14 protein-coding genes are annotated in these 15,779 nt (G+C 69.9%); 9 read left to right on the top strand and 5 right to left on the bottom strand.

The features are described from left to right. Positions 1-120 precede the first annotated feature (120 nt). The 6 genes from gap (at position 121) to pgi (ending at position 5,940) form a co-directional block, all read left to right on the top strand. Positions 121-1,128: a type I glyceraldehyde-3-phosphate dehydrogenase gene (gene gap / locus ACFY0D_RS24870; protein ID WP_081523838.1), complete on the top strand. Its 1,008-nt coding sequence runs from the start codon at positions 121-123 to the stop codon at positions 1,126-1,128. 131 nt (positions 1,129-1,259) lie between these two features. Beyond that, positions 1,260-2,474 (top strand): phosphoglycerate kinase, encoded by a 1,215-nt coding sequence (locus tag ACFY0D_RS24865; protein WP_390800266.1) that lies wholly within the window; start codon positions 1,260-1,262, stop codon positions 2,472-2,474. Positions 2,475-2,480: 6 nt separating this feature from the next. Continuing rightward, positions 2,481-3,257 carry a triose-phosphate isomerase gene (tpiA, locus tag ACFY0D_RS24860; RefSeq protein WP_390800265.1) on the top strand — a complete coding sequence of 259 codons (777 nt, stop codon included), beginning with the start codon at positions 2,481-2,483 and terminating at the stop codon, positions 3,255-3,257. A 130-nt stretch (positions 3,258-3,387) separates the two neighbouring features. Further along, positions 3,388-3,618 (top strand): preprotein translocase subunit SecG, encoded by a 231-nt coding sequence (secG, locus tag ACFY0D_RS24855; RefSeq protein ID WP_030009080.1) that lies wholly within the window; start codon positions 3,388-3,390, stop codon positions 3,616-3,618. Positions 3,619-3,799: 181 nt separating this feature from the next. Beyond that, positions 3,800-4,135, top strand: a complete 336-nt coding sequence (locus tag ACFY0D_RS24850; protein WP_010352468.1) for an RNA polymerase-binding protein RbpA — start codon at positions 3,800-3,802, stop codon at positions 4,133-4,135. Positions 4,136-4,284: 149 nt separating this feature from the next. Beyond that, the gene (pgi, locus tag ACFY0D_RS24845) at positions 4,285-5,940 is read left to right on the top strand and encodes a glucose-6-phosphate isomerase (RefSeq protein ID WP_390800395.1); all 1,656 of its coding nucleotides are present in this window, start codon (positions 4,285-4,287) and stop codon (positions 5,938-5,940) included. A gap of 63 nt (positions 5,941-6,003) precedes the next feature. On the opposite strand, the gene pgl is transcribed toward pgi, so the two are convergent. From pgl to tkt, 5 genes are all read right to left on the bottom strand, one after another. Further along, positions 6,004-6,786, bottom strand: coding sequence for a 6-phosphogluconolactonase (gene pgl / locus ACFY0D_RS24840; RefSeq protein ID WP_373043064.1), 783 nt, complete (start codon positions 6,784-6,786; stop codon positions 6,004-6,006). A gap of 211 nt (positions 6,787-6,997) precedes the next feature. Then, complete coding sequence (opcA, locus tag ACFY0D_RS24835) at positions 6,998-8,020, bottom strand: glucose-6-phosphate dehydrogenase assembly protein OpcA (protein ID WP_390800264.1); 1,023 nt, start codon at positions 8,018-8,020, stop codon at positions 6,998-7,000. Then, complete coding sequence (gene zwf / locus ACFY0D_RS24830; protein ID WP_030720386.1) at positions 8,017-9,543, bottom strand: glucose-6-phosphate dehydrogenase; 1,527 nt, start codon at positions 9,541-9,543, stop codon at positions 8,017-8,019. The genes opcA and zwf overlap by 4 nt, the downstream gene beginning before the upstream one ends. A gap of 5 nt (positions 9,544-9,548) precedes the next feature. Continuing rightward, a complete protein-coding gene (tal, locus tag ACFY0D_RS24825) occupies positions 9,549-10,667 on the bottom strand; it encodes a transaldolase (RefSeq protein ID WP_390800263.1) in 1,119 nt (372 codons plus the stop codon). 35 nt (positions 10,668-10,702) lie between these two features. Then, complete coding sequence (gene tkt, locus ACFY0D_RS24820) at positions 10,703-12,790, bottom strand: transketolase (protein WP_390800262.1); 2,088 nt, start codon at positions 12,788-12,790, stop codon at positions 10,703-10,705. A 327-nt stretch (positions 12,791-13,117) separates the two neighbouring features. Between tkt and ACFY0D_RS24815 the strand changes: the two genes are divergently transcribed. The 3 genes from ACFY0D_RS24815 to ACFY0D_RS24805 all read left to right on the top strand — a co-directional run bounded on the left by ACFY0D_RS24815 (position 13,118) and on the right by ACFY0D_RS24805 (position 15,668). Then, on the top strand, positions 13,118-14,065 hold the full coding sequence (locus ACFY0D_RS24815; protein ID WP_390800394.1) for a heme o synthase: 948 nt from the start codon (positions 13,118-13,120) through the stop codon (positions 14,063-14,065). 24 nt (positions 14,066-14,089) lie between these two features. Then, positions 14,090-14,449, top strand: coding sequence for a hypothetical protein (locus tag ACFY0D_RS24810; RefSeq protein WP_390800261.1), 360 nt, complete (start codon positions 14,090-14,092; stop codon positions 14,447-14,449). Between the two features lie 127 nt (positions 14,450-14,576). Next, on the top strand, positions 14,577-15,668 hold the full coding sequence (locus tag ACFY0D_RS24805) for an amidohydrolase (RefSeq protein WP_390800260.1): 1,092 nt from the start codon (positions 14,577-14,579) through the stop codon (positions 15,666-15,668). Positions 15,669-15,779: the final 111 nt, after the last annotated feature.

Genomic DNA, 15,779 nt, shown 5'->3' with positions numbered 1-15,779 from the left:
GTGTCAGGCCCCGACCGATGTCACCCAAAAGCTCACGGAGAGGTAGGGTCGTAAGCGGTCGGGGACATCCCATACAGCTCGCCGGCGCTCTTACCGGCGCACCAACGAGGAGATCGGTTCGTGACGATCCGCGTAGGCATCAACGGTTTTGGCCGAATTGGCCGTAACTATTTCCGGGCGCTCCTGGAGCAGGGAGCGGACATCGAGATCGTCGGTGTCAACGACCTGACTGACAACGCGACCCTGGTGCATCTGCTCAAGTACGACACCATCCTGGGCCGCCTCAAGGCCGAGGTCTCCCACACCGACGACAGCATCACCGTCGGCGGCCAGACCTTCAAGACCTTCGCCGAGCGTGACCCCGCCAACCTCCCCTGGGGCGAGCTGGGCGCCGACATCGTCATCGAGTCGACCGGCATCTTCACGAAGAAGGCCGACGCCGCCAAGCACATCGCCGCGGGTGCGAAGAAGGTCCTCATCTCGGCTCCGGCCAAGGACGAGGACATCACCATCGTGATGGGCGTCAACCACGACAAGTACGACGCGGCCAACCACCACGTCATCTCCAACGCCTCCTGCACCACCAACTGTGTGGCGCCGATGGCCAAGGTCCTCGACGAGAACTTCGGCATCGTCAAGGGCATGATGACGACGGTCCACGCGTACACGAACGACCAGCGCATCCTGGACTTCCCGCACTCGGACCTGCGTCGCGCCCGCGCCGCCGCCGAGAACATCATCCCGACCTCCACCGGTGCCGCCAAGGCCACCGCGCTGGTCCTCCCGCAGCTCAAGGGCAAGCTGGACGGCATCGCCATGCGCGTCCCGGTCCCGACCGGCTCGGTGACCGACCTGGTGCTGGAGCTCGCCCGCGAGACCACGGTGGAAGAGATCAACGCGGCCTTCCAGAAGGCTTCGGAGGGGCAGCTCAAGGGCATCCTCGACTACACCGAGGACGCGATCGTCTCTTCCGACATCGTGAACTGGCCCGCGTCCTGCACCTTCGACTCCTCCCTGACCATGGTTCAGGACGGTACGCAGGTCAAGGTCGTCGGCTGGTACGACAACGAGTGGGGCTACTCCAACCGTCTCGTCGACCTCACCGTCTTCGTCGGCGGTCAGCTCTAAAAACGTAGGGCAAGGCACCACGATGTGAAGCACAGGGTCCGAGCAGCGCGACGAAGCGCCGCACGGGCCCTGTTGCTTGCCTCGTTATCCTTCCTCGCCCTTCGAGTGAAGGCTCAAAGGAGTAGAAATACATGAAGACGATCGATGAACTGCTCGCCGAAGGCGTCAAGGGCAAGCGGGTCTTCGTCCGCGCGGACCTGAACGTCCCGCTGGCCGAGGGCACCATCACCGACGACGGCCGCATCCGCGCCGTCCAGCCCACGATCGCGAAGCTCGCCGAAGCCGGCGCCCGCGTCATCGTGGCCTCGCACCTGGGCCGCCCCAAGGGCGCCGGCGTCGAGCCGGCGTTCTCGCTCGCCCCGGCCGCCGCGCGCCTGGGCGAACTGCTCGGTGCGGACGTCGCGTTCGCCACCGACACCGTCGGCGCCTCCGCCAAGGAGACCGTCGCGGCCCTGACCGACGGCCAGGTCGCCGTCATCGAGAACCTGCGCTTCAACGCCGGTGAGACCTCGAAGGACGACGCCGAGCGCGGCGCCTTCGCGGACCGGCTCGCCGAGCTCGCCGACGTCTACGTCGGTGACGGCTTCGGCGCCGTGCACCGCAAGCACGCCTCGGTCTTCGACCTCCCGGCCCGCCTCCCGCAGGCCGCCGGCTACCTCATCGCCACCGAGGTCGGCGTCCTGAAGAAGCTGACCGCCGAGGTCGAGCGCCCGTACGTGGTGGTCCTCGGCGGCGCCAAGGTCTCCGACAAGCTCGCCGTCATCGACCAGCTGCTCGGCAAGGCCGACCGCATCCTCATCGGCGGCGGCATGGCCTACACCTTCCTCTACGCCAAGGGCTACGAGGTCGGCATCTCCCTGCTCCAGAAGGACCAGGTGGAGGTCGTCAAGGAGTACATGCAGCGCGCCGAGGACACCGGGGTCGAGCTGGTCCTCCCGGTCGACGTACTGGTCTCCGCGGAGTTCCCGGACCTCAAGGGCAAGACCCCGGCCACCTTCGAGACCGTCGACGCGGACAAGATCCCCGCCGACAAGGAGGGCCTGGACATCGGCCCCAAGACGCGCGAGCTGTACGCGTCGAAGATCGCCGATGCCAAGACCGTCTTCTGGAACGGCCCGGTGGGCGTCTTCGAGCACCCCGACTACGCCGGGGGCACCTCGGCCATCGCCCAGGCCCTGCTCGACAGCAGCGCCTTCACCGTCGTCGGCGGTGGCGACAGCGCCGCCGCGGTCCGCATCCTGGGCTTCGACGAGAATGCATTCGGCCACATCTCGACCGGTGGCGGCGCCTCCCTCGAATACCTTGAGGGCAAGACGCTCCCCGGCCTCGCCGCCCTGGAGGGCTGAACCCGTATGACCACGCGCACCCCGCTCATGGCGGGCAACTGGAAGATGAACCTCAACCACCTTGAGGCCATCGCCCACGTCCAGAAGCTCGCCTTCGCCCTCACCGACAAGGACTACGACGCCGTCGAGGTCGCGGTCCTGCCGCCCTTCGTCGACATGCGCTCGGTCCAGACCCTGGTCGACGGCGACAAGCTGAAGATCAAGTACGGCGCCCAGGACATCTCCGCGCACGACTCCGGTGCCTACACCGGAGAGATCTCCGGCCCGATGCTGGCGAAGCTGAAGTGCACGTACGTGGCCGTCGGCCACAGCGAGCGCCGCCAGTACCACGGCGAGAGCGACGAGATCTGCAACGCCAAGGTCAAGGCCGCCTTCCGGCACGGGATCACCCCGATCCTGTGCGTCGGAGAGGGCCTGGACGTCCGCAAGGCCGGCCAGCAGGTCCCCTACACGCTGAGCCAGCTCGACGGCGGCCTGGAAGGCGTCCCGGCCGACCAGGTCGAGTCCATCGTGATCGCCTACGAGCCCGTCTGGGCCATCGGGACCGGCGAGGTCGCCACCCCCGACGACGCCCAGGAGGTCTGCGGGGCGATCCGCGGCCGCCTCGCCGAGCTGTACTCGCAGGAGCTGGCCGACCAGGTCCGCATCCAGTACGGCGGCTCCGTGAAGTCCGGAAACATCGCGGCGATCATGGCCCAGCCCGACGTCGACGGCGCCCTGATCGGCGGCGCGGCACTGGACGCGGACGAGTTCGTCAAGATCGTCCGCTTCCGCGACCAGTGAGTATGCGGTAGGGCGGATCCGTCGTACCCTTGCGGGGGCCAGAGGCTGATGCATCAGCCCCTGGCCCCCGTGCACATCTCGCAAAGCCGGAAAGCCCGAAAAAGCCAGAAAGTAGGAATCAGCCGTGATTATGGGGTTCTCGATCGCCCTGATCGTCTTCAGCGCCCTGCTGATGCTGCTCGTGCTGATGCACAAGGGCAAGGGCGGCGGCCTCTCCGACATGTTCGGCGGCGGTATGCAGTCGTCGGTCGGCGGTTCCTCCGTCGCGGAGCGCAACCTGGACCGCATCACCGTGGTCGTCGGTCTGCTGTGGTTCGCGTGCATCGTCGCGCTCGGCCTGCTGACGAAGTCGAGCAGCTGACCGTTCTGGCCATTCCGGCAGTCCGGTCGGCACCGCCCGGCCTATCATGAGGGCCGGCGTTCATCGCGTGGAATCAGTAACTCCGCTCAGTGGACGTGCGTTGGGCCTTACGTAGACTTGGGCGCTCCGCGGCGGAATTCCACTCACCTTCCGCGGCACCATCACGCAGGGAGTTACGACCGTGGCAAGTGGCAACGCGATCCGTGGTAGCCGGGTCGGAGCGGGGCCGATGGGTGAGGCGGAGCGCGGCGAGTCCGCGCCCCGTCTGCGCATCTCCTTCTGGTGCTCGAACGGGCACGAGACGCAGCCGAGCTTCGCCAGCGACGCGCAGGTGCCGGACACCTGGGACTGCCCGCGCTGCGGGTTCCCGGCCGGCCAGGACCGGGACAACCCGCCCGCGCCGCCGCGCACCGAGCCGTACAAGACGCACCTGGCGTACGTACGGGAACGGCGCTCGGACGCCGACGGCGAGGCGATCCTGGCCGAGGCGCTCGCCAAGCTCCGCGGCGAGATCTGAGACGGCCCGAAGCATGTGACACGAGGCCCGGTGACACAGGAACTTCTCCTGTGTCACCGGCCCTCTTTGTGTGCGTTCTGCCGCTTGTGATCCCTTAAGTTGGAGTCGGCGGGGCACGACAGGACGGAAGAAGTGGGTTGATGTCCGAGATGAACGCAGGCACGCGTACGAAGCTGAACCGGACGCCGGAGTGGTTGGCACTCGGCAAGCACCGGGAGGAGTTCGGCCAGACGCATCTGCGCGAGCTGTTCGAGGAGAACCCCGGCCGCGGCTCCGGCTACACCCTGCAGGTCGGTGACCTGCACATCGACTACTCGAAGCACCTCGTCACCGACGAGACGCTCGCACTGCTCCGCGAGCTGGCCGAGGCCACCGGCGTGGCCGGGCTGCGCGAGGCGATGTTCCGCGGCGAGAAGATCAACACGACCGAGGACCGGGCGGTGCTGCACACCGCCCTGCGCGCACCCGCGGACGCGGTCGTCGAGGTGGACGGCGAGGACGTCGTCCCGGGCGTGCACGCCGTCCTCGACAAGATGGCGGACTTCTGCGACCGGATCAGGTCGGGAGCGTGGACCGGCTTCACCGGCAAGCGCATCAAGAACGTCGTCAACATCGGCATCGGCGGCTCCGACCTCGGCCCCGCCATGGCGTACGAGGCCCTGCGCGCCTTCACCGACCGCGATCTGACGGTGCGCTTCGTCTCCAACGTCGACGGCGCGGACCTGCACGAGGCCGTGCGGGACCTGGACCCGGCCGAGACGCTGTTCATCATCGCCTCCAAGACCTTCACCACCATCGAGACCATCACCAACGCCACCTCGGCGCGCGGCTGGCTGCTCGCCGGGCTGGGCGGGGACCAGGCCGCCGTGGCCCGGCACTTCGTGGCGCTGTCGACCAATGCCGAGAAGGTCACCGGCTTCGGCATCGATCCGGCCAACATGTTCGGGTTCTGGGACTGGGTCGGCGGACGCTACTCCTTCGACTCCGCCATCGGCCTCTCGCTGATGATCGCGATCGGCCCGGACGCCTTCCGCGAGATGCTCGGCGGCTTCCACGCCATGGACGAGCACTTCCGCACGGCGCCCGCGCACGAGAACGCCCCGCTGCTGATGGGCCTGTTGGGGATCTGGTACGGCGCCTTCTTCGACGCCCAGTCGCACGCGGTGCTGCCGTACAGCCACTACCTCTCGCGCTTCACGGCGTACTTGCAGCAGCTCGACATGGAGTCCAACGGCAAGTCCGTGGACCGCGACGGCAATCCGGTGGAGTGGCAGACGGGCCCGGTGGTCTGGGGCACGCCCGGCACCAACGGACAGCACGCCTACTACCAGCTGATCCACCAGGGGACGAAGGTGATCCCCGCGGACTTCATCGGCTTCGCCCGGCCGGTGGCGGAGCTGGAGGCGGCCCCGGCGGCCCAGCACGACCTGCTGATGGCGAACTTCTTCGCGCAGACCCAGGCGCTGGCCTTCGGCAAGACGGCGGACGAGGTGCGTGCCGAGGGCGCCCCGGAGTCGCTGGTCCCGCACAAGACCTTCCACGGGAACCACCCGACGACCACCATCCTGGCGGGAGAGCTCTCCCCGGCGGTGCTGGGCCAGCTGATCGCGCTCTACGAGCACAAGGTGTTCGTCCAGGGCGCGGTGTGGAACATCGACTCCTTCGACCAGTGGGGCGTCGAACTGGGCAAGGTGCTCGCCAAGCGGATCGAGCCCGCGCTGAGCGAGGGCGCCGACGTGCCGGGTCTGGACGCCTCGACGAAGGCGCTGGTGGCCACGTACCGCACGCTGCGCGGCCGTAGCTGACCCAGGTACGAGAAGGGCCCGCCTCCCGGTGCCGGGAGGCGGGCCCATCTGCGTCGGCCGTCGTCAGGAAGAGGCCGGGGGGTACATGCCGGCCGGGAGCTTCGCCGCCGCCGCGCGGTCCAGGAGCCACAGGGTGCGGGAGCGGCCGTACGCCGCCGCGGCCGGGGCCTGGACCTCGCCCGCGCCGCCGAGGGCCAGGGAGACGGCCCCGGCCTTGTCCTCACCCGCGGCCAGCAGCCAGACCTCACGGGCCGCCCGGATCGCCGGGAGCGTGAGCGAGATCCGGGTGGGCGGGGGCTTCGGGGCGCCGTGCACGCCGACCACCGTGCGCTCGGTCTCGCGGGCCGCCGGGTGCTCCGGGAAAAGCGAGGCCACGTGCGTGTCCGGGCCCACGCCCAGCATCAGCACGTCGAACCGGGGGACCGGACCGTGGTCCTCCGGACCGGCCGCCTTCGCCAGCTCGGCCGCGTAGGAGGCCGCCGCGGCGTCCACGTCGCCCCCGTACGGGCCGTCCGAGGCGGGCATCACGTGCACACGGGCGGGGTCCACCGGGACCGCGTCCAGCAGTGCCTCGCGGGCCTGGGTGTGGTTGCGCTCGGGGTCGTCGGCGGGGACGTACCGCTCGTCGCCCCACCACAGGTCCAGCCGGGACCAGTCGATCGCGTCCCGCGCCGGGGCGGCGGCCAGTGCCGCGAGCAGGCCGTTGCCGTTGCGTCCGCCGGTGAGGACGACGGACGCGGTGCCGCGGGCCGTCTGCGCGTCCACGATCTTCGTGATGAGCCGGGCCGCGGTGGCCTGGGCCATCAGTTCCTTGTCCCGGTGGACGACGACCTGGGGAGTCGTCATACCCATGTGCTGCCGCCTTGTCGGTAGATCGGGGGTGCGGATGCGGGTGCGGGTACCGCTGCGCGGAGCCGTCCCCGCCCCGCCCTTTCGCCGTTTCCCGGGCTCTGCCCGGACCCGGTCCTCAAACGCCGGACGGGCTGGACATCCAGCCTCGCCGGCGTTTGAGGCGCGGGGTCTGGGGCGGAGCCCCAGCACGGACCCGCAGGGGCTTCTACTTGGCCCTGGCCCTCTTGGGCTTCGGAGCCGGAACCGGATCCGGGGCCTGCTCCGTCGGAGGGTCGGCCGGGGCGGGCTCCGCCGGGGTTGCCGACGCCTCCAGCCTCGCCACGCCGAACTTCAGCGAGGCCTCGTACGTGTTGTCCGGATCCAGCCTGCGCAGCTCCTCCGCCAGGAGCTCGGCCGTGTCGCGGCGCTTGAGCGCCACCGCACGGTCGGGCTGCCCCGGCATGCACAGCGTGGCCAGCGCGCCGTCCGCCCGGTCCAGGACGATGTCGCCGTCCTTGGTGGACAGGCGTACGGCCGTCAGGCCCGGGCCCGACGACAGCGTGCGCCTGACGGGGACCTGGAGCCGGTCCGCCAGCCACATGGCCAGCAGTTCGCAGCTCGGGTTCTCGTCCTCGCCCTCGACGGTCGCCGAGACGACCGACAGGGCCTGCTGGTCCAGCGCGGCCGCCAGCATCGAGCGCCACGGGGTGATCCGGGTCCACGACAGGTCCGTGTCCCCGGGGGCGTACGCCCCCGCACGGCCGCTGAGCGCCCTGATCGGGTCCTCGCAGGAGTACGTGTCCGTGATCCGGCGCTGTCCCAGCGCACCCAGCGGATCGCCCGCCAGGTCCGCGGGGGCACCGTCCGGCCACCAGACGACCACGGGGGCGTCCGGCAGGAGCAGCGGGAGAACCACCGACTGGGCGTGGTCGACCAGTTCGCCGTGAAGGCGGAGCACAACCGTTTCACCGCTGCCGGAGTCCGCCCCGACGCGGACTTCCGCGTCGAGCCGGGCGTCGCGGCGGCTGCGTGGCGAGCGGCTGGCCCGCTTGATGACGACGACGATCCGCGAGGGGTGTTCGTGGGACGCGTCGTTCGCCGACTTGAGCGCGTCGTACGCGTTCTCCTCGTCGGTCACGATCACCAGCGTGAGGACCATGCCGATGGCCGGCGTGCCGATGTCCCGGCGCGCCTGCACCATCGCGGCATTGATCTTGCTGGAGTTGGTCTCCGTGAGGTCGATCTTCATGGCCGGCGCCAGCTCCGTCCGTCTCGTGCGAGCATCTCGTCCGCCTCGACCGGCCCCCAGGTGCCCGACGGGTACTGCGCGGGCTTGCCGTGCTTGTCCCAGTACTCCTCGATCGGGTCGAGGATGTTCCAGGACAGTTCGACTTCCTGGTGACGCGGGAAGAGGTTCGCGTCGCCGAGGAGCACGTCGAGGATGAGCCGCTCGTACGCCTCGGGGCTCGACTCCGTGAAGGACTCGCCGTAGGCGAAGTCCATCGTGACGTCCCGGACCTCCATGGAGGTGCCCGGGACCTTGGAGCCGAAGCGGACCGTCACGCCCTCGTCCGGCTGGACCCGGATGACCAGGGCGTTCTGCCCCAGCTCCTCGGTCGCGCCCGACTCGAACGGCAGGTACGGGGCCCGCTTGAAGACGACCGCGATCTCGGTCACCCGGCGGCCCAGGCGCTTGCCCGTCCGCAGGTAGAACGGGACGCCCGCCCAGCGGCGGTTGTTGATCTCCAGGCGGATGGCCGCGTAGGTGTCGGTCTTCGACTTGGGGTCGATGCCGTCCTCTTCGAGGTACCCGACGACCTTCTCGCCGCCCTGCCAGGCCGCCGAGTACTGGCCGCGCACGGTGTGCTTGCCCAGGTCCTCCGGCAGCTCCACGGCGGTCAGCACCTTGAGCTTCTCGGCCACCAGCGCCTTGGGGTGGAAGGAGCCGGGCTCCTCCATCGCGGTCAGCGCGAGCAGCTGGAGCAGGTGGTTCTGGATGACGTCACGGGCGGCGCCGATGCCGTCGTAGTACCCGGCCCGGCCGCCGATGCCGATGTCCTCGGCCATGGTGATCTGCACGTGGTCGACGTACGACCGGTTCCAGATCGGCTCGAACATCGTGTTGGCGAAGCGGAGCGCCAGGATGTTCTGGACGGTCTCCTTGCCGAGGTAGTGGTCGATCCGGAAGACCTCGTCGCGCGGGAAGACCTCGTGGACGACCTTGTTGAGTTCCTCGGCGCTCTTCAGGTCGTGTCCGAAGGGCTTCTCGATGACGGCACGCCGCCAGGAGCCCTCCTTCTGCGCCAGCCCGTGGTCCTTGAGCTGCTGGACCACCTTGGGGAAGAACTTCGGCGGGACGGACAGGTAGAAGGCGAAGTTGCCGCCCGTGCCCTGTGCCTTGTCCAGCTCCTCTATGGTCGCCTTCAGCGTCTCGAAGGCGGCGTCGTCGTCGAAGTCGCCCGAGACGAAACGGCAGCCCTGCACGAGCTGCTGCCACACCTCCTCGCGGAAGGGCGTCCGGGAGTGCTCCTTGACCGCGTCGTGGACCACCTGGGCGAAGTCCTCGTCCTGCCACTCGCGGCGGGCGAACCCGATCAGCGAGAAGCCCGGCGGAAGCAGGCCTCTGTTGGCCAGGTCGTAGACGGCAGGCATCAGCTTCTTGCGCGACAGGTCACCCGTAACGCCGAAAATGACCAGGCCGGACGGCCCCGCGATGCGCGGGAGCCGCCGGTCCTGTGCGTCACGAAGCGGGTTCGCTCCGTTTACAGACAAGGTGTTCAGGCCTCCGTGGGGGCGAGGCGCTCAAGCTCCGCCTCGGTCGACTTCAGCAGGTCGTTCCAGGACGCCTCGAACTTCTCGACGCCCTCGTCCTCGAGCAGCTGCACCACATCGTCGTACGAGATGCCCAGCTTCGCGACCGCGTCGAGCTCGGCGCGCGCCTGCTCGTAGGTGCCGCGCACGGTGTCACCCGTGATCTGCCCGTGGTCGGCGGTGGCCTCCAGGGTGGCCTCCGGCATGGTGTTCACCGTGTTCGGGGCGACAAGGTCGTCCACGTACAGGGTGTCCTTGTACGCCGGGTCCTTGACGCCCGTCGAGGCCCACAGCGCACGCTGCTTGTTGGCGCCGACACGCTCCAGGGCGGCCCAGCGGTCCGTGGCGAAGACCTCTTCGTAGGCCTCGTAGGCCAGACGGGCGTTGGCGAGCGCCGCCTTGCCCTTGAGGGCCTTCGCCTCGTCGGTGCCGACCGCGTCCAGACGCTTGTCGATCTCCGAGTCCACGCGGGACACGAAGAAGGAGGCGACCGAGTGGATCAGGGAGATGTCCAGGCCGGCGGCCTTGGCCTTCTCCAGACCCGCCAGGTACGCGTCCATGACCTCGCGGTAGCGCTCCAGCGAGAAGATCAGCGTGACGTTGACGCTGATGCCCTTGCCGATGACCTCGGTGATCGCCGGCAGGCCGGCCTTGGTCGCCGGGATCTTGATGAGCGTGTTCGGGCGGTCCACCAGCCAGGCGAGCTGCTTGGCCTCGGCGATGGTCGCCGGGGTGTTGTGCGCCAGGCGCGGGTCGACCTCGATCGACACGCGGCCGTCCTGGCCGTCGGTGCGGTCGTAGACCGGGCGCAGGATGTCGGCGGCGTCCCTGACGTCCGCCGTCGTGATCATGCGCAGGGCCTCTTCCACGGTGACCTTGCGGGTCGCGAGGTCGGTGAGCTGCTGCTCGTAGCCCTCGCCGCCGCTGATGGCCTTCTGGAAGATCGCCGGGTTGGTGGTGACACCGACCACGTGCGACTGGTCGATGAGCTCGGCCAGGTTGCCGGACGTGATGCGCTTGCGGGACAGGTCGTCCAGCCAGATCGCGACGCCTTCGTCGGAGAGGCGCTTGAGTGCGTCTGTCATGGGATTACATCTCCTACTTTGGTTCCGGACCGGCGTCAGCGCGCGGCGGCGGCGAGGGATTCGTGGGCGGCGGCCGCCACGTTCTCGGCCGTGAAGCCGAACTCGCGGAAGAGCACCTTCGCGTCGGCCGAGGCACCGAAGTGCTCCAGCGAGACGATCCGGCCGGCGTCACCGACGTAGCGGTGCCAGGTCAGGCCGATGCCCGCCTCGACCGCGACGCGGGCCTTCACCGACGGCGGCAGGACGCTGTCCTTGTACTCCTGGTCCTGCTCCTCGAACCACTCGACGGACGGCATCGAGACGACCCGGGTGGGGACGCCCTGGGCCTGCAGCTGCTCGCGGGCCTCGACGGCCAGGTGCACCTCGGAGCCGGTACCGATGAGGAGGACCTGCGCGGGGCCGCCCTCGGCCTCGAACAGGACGTACCCGCCCTTGGCGGCGGCCTCGTTGCGCTCGTAGGTCGGCACACCCTGGCGGGTCAGCGCGAGGCCGTGCGGGGCACCCTTGCCGAAGACCTTGGTGTGGCGGCGCAGGATCTCGCGCCAGGCGATGGCGGTCTCGTTGGCGTCGGCCGGGCGGACGATGTTCAGGCCCGGGATGGCGCGCAGCGAGGCGAGGTGCTCGACCGGCTGGTGGGTCGGGCCGTCCTCGCCCAGACCGATGGAGTCGTGCGTCCACACGTACGTCACCGGCAGGTGCATCAGCGCGGACAGGCGGACGGCGTTGCGCATGTAGTCGGAGAACACCAGGAAGGTGCCGCCGTAGATGCGGGTGTGGCCGTGCAGCGCGATGCCGTTCATGGACGCGGCCATGGCGTGCTCGCGGATGCCGAAGTGGATGGTGCGGCCGTACGGGTCGGCCTCCGGCAGCGGGTTCCCCACCGGCAGGAACGAGGAGTCCTTGTCGATGGTGGTGTTGTTGGAGCCGGCCAGGTCGGCCGAGCCGCCCCACAGCTCCGGGATGACCGCGCCGAGCGCACCGAGCACCTTGCCGGAGGCTGCGCGGGTGGCGACGCCCTTGCCGGTCTCGAAGACGGGGAGCTTGTCCTCCCAGCCCGCGGGCAGTTCGTTGGCGTTGATGCGGTCGAACTCGGCGGCGCGCTCCGGGTTGGCGGTGCGCCAGGCGGAGAACTCCTTCTCCCACTCGGCCTTGGCCTCGCGGCCGCGGTCGAGGGCCTTGCGGGTGTGGGCGATGACCTCGTCGGAGACCTCGAAGGTCTGCTCCGGGTCGAAGCCGAGGACGCGCTTGGTGGCCGCGACCTCGTCGTCGCCGAGCGCCGAGCCGTGGGCGGCCTCGGTGTTCTGGGCGTGCGGGGCGGGCCAGGCGATGATCGAGCGGGCCGCGATGAAGGACGGGCGGCCGGTCTCGGCCTTGGCGGCCTGGAGGGCGGCGAAGAGCGCCTTCGGGTCGAGGTCGCCGTTCTCCTGCTGCTCGACGCGCTGGACGTGCCAGCCGTACGCCTCGTAGCGCTTCAGGGTGTCCTCGGAGACGGCCGTCTCCGTGTCACCCTCGATGGAGATGTGGTTGTCGTCCCACAGCAGGACGAGGTTGCCGAGCTTCTGGTGGCCGGCCAGCGCGGACGCCTCGTGCGAGATGCCCTCCTGGAGGCAGCCGTCGCCCGCGATCGCGTAGACCATGTGGTCGAACGGGGAGGCGCCCTGGGCGGCCTCCGGGTCGAACAGACCGCGCTCGTAGCGGGCGGCCATGGCCATGCCCACCGCGTTGGCGATGCCCTGGCCGAGAGGGCCGGTGGTGGTCTCCACGCCGGCCGTGTGGCCGTACTCCGGGTGGCCGGGGGTCTTCGAGCCCCAGGTGCGGAACGCCTTCAGGTCGTCCAGCTCAAGCCCGAACCCGCCGAGGTAGAGCTGGGTGTAGAGCGTCAGGGAGGAGTGCCCCGCGGAGAGCACGAAGCGGTCGCGGCCAACCCACTCGGGGTCCGCCGGGTCGTGCCGCATCACCTTCTGGAAGAGGGTGTACGCGGCGGGGGCCAGGCTCATCGCCGTACCGGGGTGGCCGTTTCCGACCTTCTGGACCGCGTCAGCGGCCAGGATGCGGGCGGTGTCGACGGCCCGCTGGTCCAGTTCGGTCCACTCGAGCTCTGTGGTGGTCGGCTTGGTGCTCACCGTGGGTCAGGGCTCCTCTCCACATGTATGAATCCCGGTGACGAACGGTGCACCGGCGCGATTCCGAGCCTACCCCCGCAACGGCGTGCAGCTATTCGAGTGCAGGCAGTCCGTCACCGCGCCGCCGGTCCACGTTCACCCGCGCACCGGCGTCCGGCGAGGCCCGTCCCCCGTATGTATGCACGGTCCGATCGGCTCAACACGAGGCGACCCCGGCGCGGGGCGACGTAAGCGCAACGTCTACAGTGGCGTGGTACGCGCAAGCCTTAACCGGGCCTTCATGTTGTGAATGGTCCGAGTCGGAGCTTGCTGGATTCTCTCTCAGGGGTGTGCGTGACGGCCGTCGAATCCCGTCCAGCGGGGGTGCTCGGGACGAGCCCCGGTCACCGGCCGCTCGGGACCCGCGTCATGGCTTTCGTGGCATTGACCAAGCCGCGGATCATCGAACTTCTGCTGATCACCACAGTGCCGGTGATGTTCCTTGCCGAGCAGGGCGTTCCGTCGCTGCGGCTGGTCCTCGTGACCTGCCTCGGCGGCTACTTGTCCGCGGGCGGCGCCAACGCGCTGAACATGTACATCGACCGCGACATCGACGCACTGATGGACAGGACCTCGCAGCGCCCGCTCGTGACCGGCATGGTCAGCCCGCGGGAGTGCCTGGCCTTCGGCCTCACCCTGGCGGTCGTCTCCACCCTCTTCTTCGGCCTGCTCGTCAACTGGCTGTCGGCGGCGCTGTCGCTCGGCGCGCTCCTCTTCTATGTCGTGGTCTACACGATGCTGCTGAAGCGGCGCACCGCCCAGAACATCGTCTGGGGCGGCATCGCGGGCTGCATGCCGGTGCTCATCGGCTGGTCGGCCGTCAGGAACGAGGTCTCCTGGGCCGCGGTCATCCTCTTCCTCGTCATCTTCTTCTGGACGCCGCCGCACTACTGGCCGCTGTCGATGAAGGTCAAGGACGACTACGCGCGGGCCGGCGTGCCGATGCTCCCGGTGGTCGCGGGCAACCGGGCCGTGGCGCGCCAGATCGTCCTCTACAGCTGGGTGATGGTGGCGGTCTCGCTGCTGCTGACCCCGCTGGGCTACACCGGCTGGTTCTACACCGCGGTCGCGCTGGTCTCGGGCGGCTGGTGGCTCTGGGAGGCGCACGCGCTCCACGCGCGGGCCAAGGCGGGCATCACGGGCGCGAAGCTCAAGGAGATGCGCCTGTTCCACTGGTCCATCACCTACGTGTCGCTGCTGTTCGTGGCGGTGGCCGTGGATCCCTTCCTCCGCTGATTACTCGCCGGTAGCATGGCTTCCATGGGAGACACCGCAGACACGGCGGCCGCCGCAGGCGCCGCGGACAAGAAGCAGGACCGTAAGGCCGCGAAGCTGGCCAAGCAGATCGGCGCGTTCGCCAGGCAGCACGGCGGCGCCGAGGGCCAGCTCGCCCACATCGGCCAGGCCGGCACCCGGATCGTGCTCGTGGGGACGGACGGCGGCTGGGGCGACCTGGTGGCCCCCACCTTCGAGGTGGCCCAGCTGGCCGCGGAGAAGGCGGCGCTGACCCTCCACGACGAGTTCGACGGGGAGTTCGCCGCGCGCGTGCGCACGGGCCCGTACGAGTGGACGCGGATGGCCGGAATCCAGATCGGCGGACCCGAGAACCCGCCGGCCTGAGCCCCGGAGAACGTCCCGGGGACCCGGGAGTGCCGTCTCGGTCAACAGCCCGAGCAACACCTCACACCCCGCTCACCCGTTAGGACGTGTGGAAGCCCCTTCCTCACGTCCGCAACGGGATGCCCGGATGATCGAAACGCCGCGCCTGGTGGACCAGTACTGCCACGGAGTACTCCGTACGGAGCTGGGCCTGGGCACTTTCGAGGCCCAGCTGATGCGCTCGGCCGGCCCGCCCGCCGCGGGCACCACCTTCTTCGACACACAGACCGGCTTCGCGGTGCGCCGCTGGTGCCCGCCGCTGCTGGGGCTGGAGCCGCACGCCACCCCCGCCCGCTATCTGGCGCGGCGGCGCGAGCTGGGCGCGGCCGAGACCGCCCGGCGGCTGCTGAGGGGATCGGGCGTCGCCGCCTACCTGGTCGACACCGGGGTGCCCGGTGATCTCACCGGGCCCAAGGAACTGGCGCTCGCAGGGGACGCCGAGGCCTTCGAGTCGGTCCGGCTGGAGTTACTGGCCGAGCAGGTCGCCGACACCTCCGGGACGGTGGGCGCCTTCCTCGCCAATCTCGCCGAGGCCGTCCACCACGCCGCCACCGGGGCCGCGGCCTTCACCTGCGCCACGGCCTTCGCCCGCACGGACACCCCGGCGGTCGCACCCGAGCCGCCCGGTCCCGGCGCGGTGCGCGGGGCGGCCGGGCGGTGGCTGGCCCGGCGGCCGCGGGGCGGAGCCGTACGGGACCCCGTACTCCTGGCCCACCTGCTGTGGAGCGCGGTGGCGTCGGGGCTGCCGCTCCAGCTGCACACGGGCGAGGCCGACCCGGCCGCGCTGACCGGGTTCGTACGGGCCACCGCGGGGCTCGGGACACGACTGGTACTGCTCGGCGGATATCCGCACCACCGCCGCACCGCGCAGCTCGCGGCGGCCTTCCCGCACGTCTACGCCGATACGGGCGCGGCCCTCGGACAGACCGGGGCGCGGGCCTCGGCGGTCCTGGCGGAGCTGCTGGAGATCGCGCCGTTCGGGAAGGTGCTGTTCTCCAGCGGCGGGCGGCAGCTGCCCGAACTGCACGCGGTGGGCGCCCTGGTGTTCCGCGAGGCGCTGGGCCGGGTGCTGGGCGGCTGGGCCGCCGAGGGTTCCTGGTCCTGGCGGGACGCGGAACGGGTGGCCGCCCTGGTCGCGGCGGGCAACGCCCGCCGCGTCTACCGCCTGGACCGGGGGTAGGGGCCAGGGGCCGGGCGAGACGGCCTAGGTGTATTGATCACGAGCGTTGTTGACACTCGGCAGGTCTTGAACATGGCGAAGACCTCCGGTGTGGTGGGAGCTGTCTAGGAA

Origin of the sequence: Streptomyces sp. NPDC001502 (assembly GCF_042894785.1) — a bacterium.
GTDB classification, from domain to species: Bacteria; Actinomycetota; Actinomycetes; order Streptomycetales; family Streptomycetaceae; genus Streptomyces; species Streptomyces kutzneri.
This window is presented reverse-complemented; position numbering and strand designations above follow the sequence as displayed.